General features: G+C 68.4%; 9 protein-coding genes. 6 read left to right on the top strand and 3 right to left on the bottom strand.

Features of this window, described 5'->3' with window-relative positions; all coding sequences use genetic code 11:
* Positions 1–55 precede the first annotated feature (55 nt).
* Together LI337_RS04480 and tgtA are read right to left on the bottom strand one after the other, a co-directional pair.
* On the bottom strand, positions 56–931 hold the full coding sequence (locus tag LI337_RS04480; RefSeq protein WP_227228519.1) for a COX15/CtaA family protein: 876 nt from the start codon (positions 929–931) through the stop codon (positions 56–58).
* A 129-nt stretch (positions 932–1,060) separates the two neighbouring features.
* The gene (tgtA, locus tag LI337_RS04475; protein WP_227228518.1) at positions 1,061–2,551 is read right to left on the bottom strand and encodes a tRNA guanosine(15) transglycosylase TgtA; all 1,491 of its coding nucleotides are present in this window, start codon (positions 2,549–2,551) and stop codon (positions 1,061–1,063) included.
* Positions 2,552–2,681: 130 nt separating this feature from the next.
* On the opposite strand from tgtA, the gene LI337_RS04470 reads away from it, so the two are divergent.
* From LI337_RS04470 to LI337_RS04450, 5 genes are all read left to right on the top strand, one after another.
* Positions 2,682–4,235 carry an alkaline phosphatase family protein gene (locus tag LI337_RS04470; RefSeq protein WP_227228517.1) on the top strand — a complete coding sequence of 518 codons (1,554 nt, stop codon included), beginning with the start codon at positions 2,682–2,684 and terminating at the stop codon, positions 4,233–4,235.
* A gap of 1 nt (position 4,236) precedes the next feature.
* Positions 4,237–5,703: a lipopolysaccharide biosynthesis protein gene (locus tag LI337_RS04465; protein ID WP_227228516.1), complete on the top strand. Its 1,467-nt coding sequence runs from the start codon at positions 4,237–4,239 to the stop codon at positions 5,701–5,703.
* 94 nt (positions 5,704–5,797) lie between these two features.
* Positions 5,798–6,700, top strand: a complete 903-nt coding sequence (gene pyrB, locus LI337_RS04460; RefSeq protein WP_227228515.1) for an aspartate carbamoyltransferase — start codon at positions 5,798–5,800, stop codon at positions 6,698–6,700.
* On the top strand, positions 6,697–7,158 hold the full coding sequence (pyrI, locus tag LI337_RS04455) for an aspartate carbamoyltransferase regulatory subunit (RefSeq protein WP_227228514.1): 462 nt from the start codon (positions 6,697–6,699) through the stop codon (positions 7,156–7,158). The genes pyrB and pyrI overlap by 4 nt, the downstream gene beginning before the upstream one ends.
* Positions 7,159–7,527: 369 nt before the next feature.
* Positions 7,528–8,364 carry a hypothetical protein gene (locus tag LI337_RS04450; protein WP_227228513.1) on the top strand — a complete coding sequence of 279 codons (837 nt, stop codon included), beginning with the start codon at positions 7,528–7,530 and terminating at the stop codon, positions 8,362–8,364.
* Positions 8,365–8,557: 193 nt separating this feature from the next.
* Here LI337_RS04450 and LI337_RS04445 read toward each other — a convergent pair whose 3' ends face one another.
* Entirely contained in the window at positions 8,558–10,846 is a 2,289-nt protein-coding gene (locus tag LI337_RS04445) for a nitric-oxide reductase large subunit (protein WP_227228512.1), read from the bottom strand.
* A gap of 149 nt (positions 10,847–10,995) precedes the next feature.
* Here LI337_RS04445 and tmcA point away from each other — a divergent pair, with 149 nt between their 5' ends.
* Positions 10,996–13,341, top strand: coding sequence for a tRNA(Met) cytidine acetyltransferase TmcA (tmcA, locus tag LI337_RS04440; RefSeq protein ID WP_227228511.1), 2,346 nt, complete (start codon positions 10,996–10,998; stop codon positions 13,339–13,341).
* Positions 13,342–13,578: the final 237 nt, after the last annotated feature.

Genomic DNA, 13,578 nt, shown 5'->3' with positions numbered 1-13,578 from the left:
CGACGACCGACACAGATCGGGGGAGAGCGACGCCGTCCGGGACCGATCCGCCTCGTCAGTCGCCGCTCGTGACGCCGCGTGTCCGACTCGCGTCCGTCTCGCTCCGGCCGACCACGACCGCCAGCCCCGCCGTCAGCAGGCCCGCGAGGCCGACGACCGCGAGGTTGACCAGCAGGACGGTGTCGTCGTAGTACACCAGGTCGCGGCCGAGCGCGAGGTGCAGGAAGACGAGTGCCACCGCCGGCAGCGTCGCGTACCGCAGGGTCGCCCGCGCGGTCCGGCCGACCCAGACGGCGGCGGTCAACAGGCCGGCGTACGCCAGCAGGGTCGCGCCGTAGAACACCGCCTGCATCGTCGGATCGTAGGCGACGAGCGTCACCATCCGACTCGACAGCAGCGAGACGACCAGCGCGGCCAGTGCGACGCCGAGTGCCTTCTTCGCCCGCGTCGTCGGGTCGGTCCGGAACCGGCCGTCGTACGCGAAGACGGTCCCGAGCGTCAGCGCCGTGAAGATCGACAGCGCCGTGAACAGGTGTGCGCCGTGGGTGAGCGGCGTGTAGCCGCCGGGGAGCAGGCCGTTCAGCGTGACCGTCACCGCGCCGATACTGATCTGGAGGGGGAGCAGGACCACGGCGGCGGTGAAGGCGACCTTCACGCGGCGCTGGACCGCACTCCGGAGCGCCCACAGCGCGGTGCCGGCGATGAAGAAGCCGGTGATCATCGCCCACAGGCGGTGGAACCACTCGATGAAACTCGGGATGGTCTGCGGGAGCAGTCCGTTGTCACACAGCGGCCACTGGGCCATACAGGCCAGGCCAGCCCCGGTCGCGGAGGTGTAGACGCCGAGCATGACGAGCAGCGTCGTCATCCCGGTCGTGACACCTGCGAACCGCCGGAACGTGAGCCAGTCCGGCAGGGAGAATCGGCTCATGGTTGCTACGTCACGGTCAGGAGTGCGTCTACTTATGTCGTGCGGGACGACGCCGGGTTTCGAGGATCACTACGCCGCCACCGGCGGTCCTGCCGGGGCGACTCGCCGACCCACGGCACTTCGGGCGGGCTACCGGTCGCCCGACTCCACGTCCAGCAGGTCTTCCACGGCGACCGACGCCGGAAGCCGCTCCAGCGCGCTCTCGGGCCAGTCGTGGTGCGCGACGGTCAACTCGACTTCCGAATGGCTCTCGACGAACGCCGCTACCCCGTCTGCACCGGCCTCACAGGTCGCTCTGTCCACGCGCTCCGGCAGTTCCGCCGTGAGCGGGTAGGTGTCCGACAGGGCACGCGGAACCGGACCGAAGGGCGGCACGAGTCGCCAGACGGCGTCGTAGTCGTGGTCGCGGGGCGTGCCACCCTGTGTCGCCAGCAGGCTGTCGGGTGCGTCAAGTCGCGCGAGTCGGTCGTGGTAGCGCAGCACCTCGGGGCGGCGCGCGCTCTCGTGGGACAGCGAGAAGAACGCCCCTTTCGACACCGGGTCCTCGCGTTCCAACTGCTCGGCGTGGTCGAGCAGGGCCCGGTACCCGTCGAGCATCCGGGGGTGGCCACGGGCGCGGGCTTCGACGAGTTCCAGCAGGTTCCCGCTTCTGAGGGCTTGCTTCACCCGGCGCATCTCCTCGTAGGTGACGTGGAGGTTGTGTTCCGCGAGCAGGCGTTCCCGCTCCTCGTCGCCCGCCGCCCGGAGGTCCTCGGGGGAGTGCTCCGCACAGATCGGACACGAGCAGGGCAGGTAGTCCAGGTCGGCGAGGTGTTCGGTTCCCCGGACCGTGAGGTACCGGTCGTCGCGGGCGTACAGCGCGTAGGCCGCGGAGTCGAACAGGTCACAGCCCATCGCCACCGCCAGCGCGAACATCATCGGGTGGCCCGCGCCGAACAGGTGGACCGGGCAGTCCCGGCCGAGACCGCGCTTCGCGGCCGCGATCACGTCCACCATGTCGTCGTAGCGATAGTCGTTCATCAGCGGGACGACGGCCCCGACCGGGAACACGTCCAGATCAGTGTCGTTCGCGTGGACCGCGGCCTGCTCCCGGAGGTCGGCGTAGGTCGATCCCTGCACCGGCGCGTTGACGAGCATCTCGCCGACTTCGACCGACTCCGCGTCCGCCAGCGCCTGTTCGGTCACGGCGAGGTCCTCCTCGGCCTGTTCTCTGCTCGCGTCCGGCGGCGTCGGGATGTCGACCGGCGTCCCCACGTCCGACCCGATGTCGTGCTGGAACTGGAGGATCTCGCGGGTCGTCGTGTCGATGTCGCCGTACTCCGCTAACTGGAACGACCCCGAGTCGGTGACGATGGCGCCGTCGAAGTCCAGCATCTCGTGGAGCCCCTCGGCGAGTGCCTGCTCGCGGAGGTCGTCGTTCGACTTGATGATGTAGGAGTTGGTGATGAGAATCTCGGCACCGAACTCGTCGGCCAGTCGCCGTGGTTCGACCGTGACGATGTTCGGGTTGACGACCGGCATGAGTGCGGGCGTCTCGACGGTGACGCCGGCACGGGGGACGGTGAGTCGCCCGATCCGCCCGAGGGCGTCGCCGTCCCGGATCTCGAAGCTGTCGCGCATTTGGCGTGGGTTCCGCGCGGCAGTCGGTAAGGGTTGCGTTCCGGCGTCGCCGCCGTCCGCCGCCGCCGAGTCCGATCGCCGATCCGAACCCACAAACCCCATTACGACCGCCCCGGAACGACGGAGCAAGATGGACCTCCTCGTCGTCGGCCTCGACGGCCTGTCGTACAATATGCTGGACCGGTTCGAGGTAGACACGCCCTACCTCGACTCGGTCCGCGAGTCGGGGGTCTCCGGCGATCTGATGAGCGTCGACACGCCGACCACGGTCCCGGCGTGGACCTCCTTCGCCACCGGCACCGACCCCGGCACCCACGGGATCACGAACATGCTCCGGCAGGAGTCGGACTACTCCACCGGCCCGGCCCGGCCGAACCGCACTCAGCCAGCCATCTACGACTTCCTCGACAGCGGCGTCTTCGTCAATCTGCCCGCCTCGGTGGGGCGCGTGCCCGCCGGCGACGACAGCCACCTCGTCTCGGCGTTTCTGGCGAAGGACAAGGCCGACGCGGTGCCCGCCGAACTGAAATCGCTCGACAGCTACGACGACTACATTCTGGATCACGACCGCAGTCTGAAGATGCGGCCGAACGCGTACCTCGAACACGTACTGGAGATCACGACCCAGCGCCACCGCTTCGCCCGCGAGGCGTTCGAGACCTACGACCCCCGGGTCGGTTTCGTCCTCTTCTCCACGCCAGACTGGGGTGGCCACATCCTCTCGAACCTCTCCTCGGACGCGAAGCGACAGGAGTTCTACTCGACGCTCGTGGAACTCGTCGACGAGAAGACCGCCGACCTCGCGGACCTGGCGGACAACGTTGCGCTCATGTCCGACCACGGGTTCGAGCACAAGGACACGAACCTCCACGTCGGCGAGTGGCTCCACGACGAGGGCTACTTCGTGGAGGCGGACACCGGCACCGGCTGGACCGACGTGGCGGTCGGTGGCGCGAAGGCGGTCGCCAAGCGCTCGGACGCGCTCTACTCGGTCATCCGGAAGGTCCACAACCTCATCATGGGCACGTCGGTCGGCTCCCAACTCGAATCGGCCGCCAGCCCGCAGATCGACTACCCGAACAGCGACGCGTGGCAGTTGCGATACGGCTGCATCTACGTCAACGACGAGCGGTTCGACCACCCGACTGTGGACGACCCCGACGCGCTCCGCCGGGAGATCCGTGACGGTCTCCGGGAGGTCCGCGACGACGAGGGCGACGAGATATTCCGCGACGTGCTCTTGCCCCAAGAAGTGTACGAAGACCCCGGCCCGCAGGCTCCAGACGTGATCTGCCGGCCGGCCCAGCACTGTTTCCCGATCACGCTCTGGTCGCCGACCGGCGGTGTGACCTCCGGGACCGACAACTACGAGCACCGCTACCGGGGCATCGTCGCGGTGGACGGCCCGGCGTTCGCCGACGGCGAGGACGGCGTCGCCGAGGAGATAGAGGGCATGAGCATCGTCGACATGCTCCCGACCCTGCTCGCGGCGCTCGGCGATCCGATATCGCCCGGCTTCGACGGCGAGGTCCGGACCGATCTGCTGGCAGACGGTACCCCCGACCCCACCGTCCTGACGCGCGACGAGATTCCGCCGGCACTGACCCGCGAGGACGACGTGGGCGACGACGACCGCGAGGACGAGGTCGAACAGCGACTCGCCGACCTGGGGTACATGGAGTGAGATGAAGGACACGCCGACGCTGTCGGTCGGACGCGAGGCACTGCTCGCGCTCGGGTCGAAGGTCCTGATGGCCGCCATCGGCTTCGGCGGCTACCTCCTCTTTACCTTCCTCATCGGCCGGGAGGGGATGGGAAACTACGAGGCGGTGCTGGCGGCGGCGTTCGTCCTCGCGCAGATTCCCGCCGGCATCGGCACCGCGATCAAGAAGCGCGTCAGCGAGGTCGACATCGACCCACCGGAGTTCCTCGGCGTCGGCATCCTCGCCCACGGTGTCTTCACCGTGATCCTCGTCGTCGTTTACCTCCTCGTCGAACCGTGGGCCGCCGACTACTTCGGCAGTAGCGACCTCGCCTTGGGGGTCGTGCTGGTGGTCTTCAGCCTCGGTCTGTTCAACGTCACGAACCGCTTCTACTCCGGCACGGGCCACCCGGCGGCCTCGTCGTGGGCCGACGCCCTCCGGAGCGTGCTGACGTTCGTCGCACAGATTCTCCTGATCTGGTGGGGGTTGGAGACGTTCGGCCTCGTGGTCGGTCTCGTCGCCGCGACGTTCCTCACGGGCGTCGTCTCGGCGGTCGCCAGCAAGGTGACGCCGGCGATTCCGACCGCCGAGACCGCCCGGACCGTCTACGACTTCGCGCGCTGGAGCGTCCCGACCTCGATGCTGACGAACCTCTACAGCAGTGCCGACGTGCTGATCATCAAGGGGCTGGCCGGCGTCGCGCTGGCGGGACCGGTCGGCGCGTCCGGCGCGGGGATGTACGGACTCGCCAAGCGCCTGGCGATGCCGGCCGCGATGTTCGCCGGGAGCATCCGCGACGCGCTGTCGGTGAAGTCCTCCGGCGTCGACTCGGCGGGCGGCGACGTGCGTGCCGACCTCGCCAACTCGCTGTCGTACACCGGACTGATCGCGATTCCACTGTTCTTCGGCGCGCTCGCCATCGACGACGCGCTCCTGCTCTTCTTCGACGAGTCGTACGCCGACGGGCCAGCGCTGGCGATCACCGGGATGGCGCTGTTCCAGGTGTTCAACACCTTCCGGCTCCCCTTCGAGGCGGTGCTGGAGGGGACCGACCGCCCGCGAACGATCTTCCGGGTGAACGTGCTGGTCCTGCTGGTTCACGTCCCCCTCGCAGTCGCGCTGGGGTACACCTACGGCCTGATGGGTGTGATCGCGGCCACCATCACCGCCGAGGCGCTCCGGGTCGTCGTCTACCAGTACCTCGCACACACCGACTACGGCGGCGTCGTCCTCACGCGGCCGATGGCCGAGCAGACGCTCGCGGGACTGTCGATGCTCGGGATCGTCGTCGGCCTCCGGGAGTACGTGGTCTCGATCCAGTCGATCGTCTGGCTGGTCCTCGTCGTCGGGATCGGTGCCGGCGTCTACTTCACGGTCCTGCTGGCGATCAGCAGACACTTCCGGGAGACCCTGCGCCACACGGTGCCGGGTGTGGATCGGGTCCTGTGATCACGGTCGAGAGTCGCGCGTCTCGCCGTGCATCTCGCTCCTCCGCCACCCCGACTCGGGAGATTCAAGACGCCCCCGCCACCTGTCTCACGTGATGCCACAGGACCACCTCGTCACCGCGAAAGAACTCTCGCGGGACGACATCGAGGCGATCCTCGACCGGGCGGTCGAGATCGCCGACGATCCATCAGCGTTCCGCGAGCGCCACGCCGACACGCTCCTCGCGCTGTGTTTCTTCGAGCCGAGCACCCGCACGAAGATGAGCTTCGACGCGGCCGCAAAGCGCCTCGGCGGCGAGACCGTCGACATGGGGTCGGTCGAGTCCTCGTCGGTGAAGAAAGGCGAGAGCCTCGCCGACACGATGCGCGTCGTGGAGGGGTACGCCGACGCCATCGTCCTCCGGCACCCGAGCGAGGGGTCGGCGAAGATGGCCTCCGAGTTCGTGGACGTGCCACTGATCAACGCCGGCGACGGCGCGGGCCACCACCCGAGTCAGACCCTGCTCGATCTGTTCACGATCCGCGAGTCGGCCGGCCTGGACGATCTCACCATCGGGATCATGGGCGATCTGAAGTACGGCCGGACCGTTCACTCGCTCTCGACCGCGCTGACGAACTTCGACGCCCGCCAGCACTTCATCAGCCCCGAGAGTCTGCGCCTCCCACGCAGTGTCCGGTACGACCTCCACGAGGCCGGCGCACAGGTCAGAGAGCACACCGACCTGGAGGCGATCCTGCCGGAACTGGACGTGCTGTACGTCACCCGCATCCAGCGCGAGCGGTTCCCCGACGAGAACGAGTACCGGAAGGTCGCCGGCGAGTACCAGATCGACGCCGAGACGCTGGACGACGCGAAGGCGGACCTGTCGATCATGCACCCCCTGCCGCGCGTGGACGAGATCGCGCCCGACATCGACGAGACGACTCACGCGAACTACTTCGAACAGGCACACAACGGCGTCCCGGTACGGATGGCCCTGCTGGACCGACTGCTATGAGCGACACAGAACTCCGCGTCTCCAAGATCCGCAACGGAACCGTCATCGACCACGTCACGGGCGGGCAGGCACTGAACGTCCTGACCATCCTCGACATCGACGGCTCGGCCGGCGAGCAGGTCTCCGTGGGGATGAACGTCCCCTCCGGACGACTCGGCCGGAAGGACGTGGTGAAGGTCGAGGACCGGGAACTCAGCCAGTCCGAGGTGGACGTCCTCTCGCTGATCGCGCCCGAGGCGACGATCAACATCATCCGGGACTACGAGGTCGTCGAGAAACTCCGCGTCGAGCGCCCCGACGTGGTGACGGGCATCCTCGCGTGTCCGAACACGAACTGCATCACGAGCGGCAGTGAACCGGTCGAGTCACGCTTCGAGGTCCTCCCCGACGGCGTGCGCTGTGAGTACTGTGGCACCATCGTCCGCGAGCAGATCGCCGAGCACATCGAGAGTCAGTGAGCGCGGGGGACTCTCGCGCCAGACCGCCGAACGCCGATCCCGCCGACCACACTCGGCTACCGCCGACCGAAGTCCGTCGAAATCACTTTGTACCTGCTGGGCGTAGTTGACTGATATGTCCGGTAAAGCGAAACTCCTGCTCGTACTGGCCCTCGTCGCAGTCGCCTACATCGCCGTCTCCGGTGGCAACGACGCCATCGAAGTCGAAGTCGAAGAGTAACCGAACCACGGCGGGTACCCGCCGCCCTTCCCGTTTTCCGTGACGGTCGCACCGGAGAGCGACAGCACCGAGAACACCGCCGGGTCCCACACCACCGACAGAGCGCCGAGACCGCACCACTTACCCACGACCGACACGTACCGCAGGTCATGTACGGGGTCGTCACGCGCAACGCGGAGGAGGTCGAGTGGGCCGAGTTCGATCTGGGTTTCTACGAGGTGAAAGACGTGACCGGCCGGTCGGCCGAACCCCTGCCGAACGCGGTCAACATGGTCTCCTGTTTCGGCGACAACGCGGCCGCCGAGGGGAACCCCGACCTCGTCCCCGTGGACCCCGACGGGAACCGCGCCACCCGCGACCGGACGTACTTCGACTGGGCGTACATCTGCCCGACGCACCCCGAGTACCGCGCCGGTCTGCTGGAGATAATCGCCGACTGCGCGGCGGAAAACGAGGACGTGCGACTGGACGACGTTGGCTTCCCCCGCGCCGAGTACTGTCACTGCGATCGCTGTGAGCGCCTGTTCGCCGAGAGTCCCTTCGAGGACCGCGGCGAGTGGCGGGCGACGGTCATCAGCGACTTCGTGGCCGACGCGAACGACCGGATTCCCGGTCGGACCTACCTGACGCTGTACCCCGATCCGTACCCCGGCCACCTGTTCGAGCGTGCCGGCCTCGACCTGGACGTGCTGGCCGACTTCGTGGACGAGTTCGTCGTCCCCCTGTACGACATCCACTACGGGACGACCTACTGGCTGGAGACCATCGCCAAAGGGTTCGAGAGCCGACTCGCCGACCTCGACGTGGACGTTTCCATCGAACTGTACGCGGTGAACGTCGACATCGACGACCTCCTGCACGCGACCGAGGTGGCGGAGGCCTACGCGAAAGACGTGCTGTTCGGCTACGACGCGAGCAACGCGCAGGCCGCGCTCCGCCGCCGACGGGCGGACGGGAACGCGGGCGTCGAGCACCGCCCCGAGTGAGCGTCGGCGCGCCGATCAGCCGCTGAGAACCCAGATCACGGCGATGCCGAGCAGCGTGATACTGATCGCCACCGCGAACAGCCCGACCATCAGTCGTTTCTGTCCCTTCGTAGCTTCGGCCATACCCGTGCTACGACGGGTGTCGGCTTAGTTCGTCCGATGATACCGTGGGCTGTGAACACGGGCGGCGGCCTCAGTCGTCACCCAGCACCACGGAGGGCGACCACTGCCGGTCCTCGGCGTCCGACACCGCCGGCCGCAGGTGTCGGAGTTTCACGACCACGTCGTAGCCGAAGACGAGAGTCCCGAGGATCAGCAGGGTGTCGCCGGGCATCCGCGCCCAGAACAGCGCCTGCACGAGCGGTCGTTCGTAGAACGCCACGCTCCGGGCGGCGTCGTAGCTCACGGCGAAGGCGGTCTCCAACTGGAGGAAGCCGACCGGTAGGACCGAGACGAACACCATCAACACGAGGCCGACGTTCCACAGCCAGAAGGCGGCCCGGAGTCGCCGGGTCGACCAGTGGACCTCTCTGACCGCGATCCGGAGCATGTAGGTCGCCATCCCTAGCGCGAGGAAGCCGAACGCGCCGAACATCGCGGCGTGGGCGTGACCGACCGTGAGGTAGGTCCCGTGCTCGTAGTAGTTCACCAGCGGGAGGTTGATGAAGAAGCCGAGCACCCCCGCGCCGACGAAGTTCCAGACGCCCGAGGCGACGATGAACGCGAAGGGGAGGCTGTAGGGGAACGCCTCTCCTGCGGTCGCCATCGCGCGGTACTCGTTGATCGCCTCGAAGAGGATGAAGACGAGCGGAATCAGCTCCAACGTCGAGAAGACGCTCCCGATGGGCACCCACAGGTCCGGCATCCCGATCCACCAGTAGTGGTGGGAGACGCCGATGACGCCGGTCCCCATGACGAACAGCGCCTCCAGGAGGACGGCCTTCTCGGCCGACCGTTTGGAGAGGAGGTTCATCGACACCAGCGTCAGGCCGACGACGGCGACGATGAAGAACTCGAAGGCGCCCTCGACCCACATGTGGACGACCCACCAGCGCCAGAACTCGGTGACGGCGATGTTCGTCTTCGGCGTGAACAGGAACCCGGCGACGAACAGCAGGGCGATAGAGCCGCCGGCGTAGAGGATCATGTGCGCCAGGCCGTGACGCGGCTCCCGATCCAGCAAGGGCTTGAACCCCCGTGCGACGAGGTACGCCCAGCCGACGAAGCCGGCGAGCAGACCGACCTGCCAGAGTTTTCCGACTTCGAGATACTCCAGCCCTTCGTTGCCGAGAATCCACCAGAGGCTCCCGTCGATGTACCCCTGTGCGCCGAGCCAGATCCCCGAGAGACCGCCGACCACGACGACGACGAGCGCACCGAGCAAGCCGTGGATCAGCCGCGACTGGCCGTCGGGTTCGTAGCCGGTCAGCAACGGCGGGAGGAACAGCCCCGCGCCGATCCACAGCGTGGCGATCCAGAGGACCCCGAGGTCGATGTGCCACGTCTTGGCGATGGCGAAGGGCAACAGCGAGACGACGTTCACCCCCAGTAGCTCCCCGAGACCGAAGAAGCCGCCGCGTTCGACGTAGTAGTGTGCGAGCAGGCCGCCGAGCATCACCTGTCCGACGAACAGCAGGGCCGCGACGGGGACGAACGTCACCGCCGCGCGCTGACTCGGCACGAGGTCGACGTCCTCGGGGTGCGGGACCGAGACGCCGTCGGTCTCCGGTTCGGGCAACTCCACGGACTTGTAGAGCCAGACGCCGACGCCCGCACCGGCGACGAGCAGGACCATGGCGATCACGGACCACGTCATCGCGGCGGTGGTCGGTTCGTTCCCGGCGGTCGGCTGGTACGGCCAGTCGTTCGTGAAGGTGTGGTCGCTCCCGGGGCGGTCGGTGTGGGACATCCACGCGGTCCACAGCGCGAAGTCCGCGAACCGCCGGGCCTCGCCCTCGGAGTCGATCATCCCGGCCGGGACGCCCCGTTCCAGACTCCCCTCGTGGTATCGCTCGACGTACACCTCGCGGACCTGTCGGTGGGCGTAGGTCTCCGCCGCGGAGTACTGCACGACGCCCGTCTCCCCGTACTCGTCGTCGAGTTCGGTCTCGACGCGCTGGTCGACGGCGGCCTGTTCCGGTCCCGAGAGCGCGTCGTAGGTCGTCCCGTGGCGCTCCTCGGCGTAGTACTCGCGCATGTACTGGACCTTCAGGTCCAGCGTGTCGGCGGTGTAGTCCGGCCCGAAGTACGCCCCGTTGCCGAGGATCGAACCGTGGTTCATCAACCCGTCACGCTGGAACACCGTCTTGCCCTCCTGTACCTCTCCCTTCGTCACCAGGGTCTCGCCGTCGGGCCCCTGCACCGCTCTCGGGATGGGCGGTGCCTGCTCGTACGCCAGGAGCGCGCCCGCGCCCATGACGACGAGGTTCACGACGAAGACGACCAGCAGTAGCTTCGCCAGGGTCTGCTTGCGGACTCTCATGACGGGTCGCCCTTCACACGGCGGGCTTTTGAGTCGGACGGGGGTTCCGAGTCGGTGGGACGGCTCCCGAACGTGTTCGGACGGGGAACGTGGGCCGCCGGGTGCCGCCGGATGAAAACGGCCAAACCGTCGACGCGCCAATCGCGGGTATGGACTGCCGTGCCCTCGTCCGGTCGCTCCGCACGGAAGCCCGCCGGGCGAACGAGCGCCGACTGCTCGTGCTCGCTGGCGACCGCGACATCGGCTTGGAGACGGCACTCGACGCGGTTCGGGCGAGTGACGACGACTCTCGGGTCCTCGACGCGGGGACCGGCGACTCCGACTCCGCCGCCGACACGGACAGCACGTTGGTCTCGACCCGCGAGGTACCGGGCGTCGAGACCGTCGAACCTCGGCACGCGAGCGATCTGCTGGGCCGAACCCGCCGAACCGTGATCCTCGACTGCCACGCGGACTTCTCGCCGAACGCAGTCGGGCGCACCGTCGGCGCGGTGGACGGCGGGGGGCTGTTCGTCCTGTTGACGCCGCCGCTCGACGAGTGGCCCGACCGACGCGACGACTTCGACGAGCGACTGGCGGTGCCACCGGCTACCGTCGCGGACGTGGGCGGCAACTTCCGCCGACGGTTCGTCGGTACCCTGCGGGACCATCCCGGTGTCGCGGTCGTCCGAATCGACTCCGACGGTAACCTCGTGATCGAACGCGACGGCCTGACCGACCCCTTTCCGGCCCGCGAGCGTCCCGCAGTCGAGGCACCCGGCACCGCCGAGTTCCCCGCGTCGGTGTACGAAGCCTGCCTGACACCGGATCAGGCCGACGCCGTCGCCACGCTGGAGATGCTCAGAAATCCGAACACGGCGGTCGTCGTCGAGTCCGACAGAGGACGCGGGAAGTCCAGCGCGGCGGGACTCGCGGCCGGGGCGCTCGCCGCCGAGGGACGGGACGTCCTCGTCACCGCGCCGGGCTACCGGAACGCCGAGGAGGTGTTCGCCCGCGCTCGGGCGGTCCTGCGCGACCGGGGGATGCTCGCCGATGGCTCGCCGAACGCCGACAGTCCGCGTCTGCTGATCGCCGAGAGTGGTGGCCGAGTCCGGTTCGCCGACCCGCCGGAGGCGGTCGACCTGCTGGCGTCTGATCCGCCGGACGCGCTCCTCGTCGACGAGGCGGCCGCGCTCCCGGTTCGCCTGCTCTCGGATCTCGCCGGGGGGCCGCCGGTCGCGTTCTGCACGACGGTCCACGGCTACGAGGGCGCAGGTCGGGGGTTCTCGGTCCGGTTCCGCGAGCACCTCGCCGAGAGCGACCGCGAGGTCTCTGCGGTGCGACTCGACGCACCGATCCGGTACGCGGCCGGCGACCCGGTGGAGTCGTGGGCGTTCCGGGCGCTGTTGCTCGACGCCCGGCCACCGGTCGAGCAGGTGGTCGCCGACGCGACAGTCGACCCTGATCACACCGCAGGTTCCGGGTCGCTCGTGTACCGGGCGCTCTCGCCCGAGGATCTGCTGGCTGACGAGCATCTCCTGCGGGAGATCTTCGGCCTGCTGGTGACGGCCCACTACCGGACCGAACCGGACGACCTCGCGCGACTGCTCGACGCGCCGAACCTCCGGATTCGGGCGCTCTGCTGGCAGGGCCACGTCGTCGCGGTCGCCCTGCTGGCACGCGAGGGCGGACTCCCCGAGGACCTGCGGCAGTCGATGTACGACGGGGCGCGAGTGCGCGGGAACATGCTTCCCGACGTGCTGACGAGCCAGTTGCGGGACGTGGACGCCGCGATTCCGGTCGGCCAGCGCGTGGTCCGGATCGCCACTCACCACGCGGTCCGGTCGCGTGGACTCGGCTCGCACCTCCTCGACGAGATTCACGAGGAGTTCGCCCACGAGATGGACTGGCTCGGTGTCGGGTACGGCGCGACACCCGACCTCCTGCGCTTCTGGTCGGCCAACGACTACGGCGTCGTCCACCTCTCGACGACCCGGAACGACACCAGCGGGGAGTACTCGGCGCTGATGCTCCGCCCCACGAGCGACGCCGGCCAGCAGTTGCACGACCGCCACGCCGACTGGTTCGCCGACCGGGTGCGAGGTCTGCTCTCCGATCCCCTGCGCGACCTCGATCCGGATGTCGCTCGGAGCGCACTCCGGGCGACGGACGCCGACCCGGACACCGACCGCTCGCCGGCCGACTGGCGCGTAGTGGTCGGCGCGAGCTACGGGGCGGGTATCTCGGCAGTTTCACCCGGTGCCTTCCGACCGCTCGCGGTGGCCGGCATCGTGGACGATCTGAATGGGCTGGACGCCGACGAGGAACGCCTGCTGGTCCGCCGGGCGTTGCAGTGTCACGACTGGGAGTCGGTGGCCGACGAACTCGGCTTCGTCTCGAAGGCGCAGTGTATGCGCGCCTTCGGTGACGCCTGTAAACCGCTGGTGGACGCCTACGGGACCGAGGTGGCACTGGCCGAGCGTGATCGGTTGGTCGGCGACGAGACTACGGAGTGACGTAGGTGGGCCGGGTGAACGAGAGGAACTGGCGCACGGAACTCGGGTTGGTCGCCGGCACCGATAGGGAGTCGGCGACCGAACGCAGTGACGAAGCCGACGACCGAACCGGGTGCGACCGCGCCTTCACCCGCGACGCGGCGACGACCGCAGGGAGTCGCCGACGTGTTCAGAACGCGCGAACTGCCGACGCGAGTGCGCGACCGAGAGCGGTCGGTGCAGGTCGCCGACAGACCG

The organism is Salinirubrum litoreum, from assembly GCF_020567425.1.
Taxonomy (GTDB): domain Archaea; phylum Halobacteriota; class Halobacteria; order Halobacteriales; family Haloferacaceae; genus Salinirubrum; species Salinirubrum litoreum.
The sequence above is the reverse complement of the archived record's forward strand: the minus strand, read 5'-3'. Positions and strand labels throughout refer to the sequence as shown.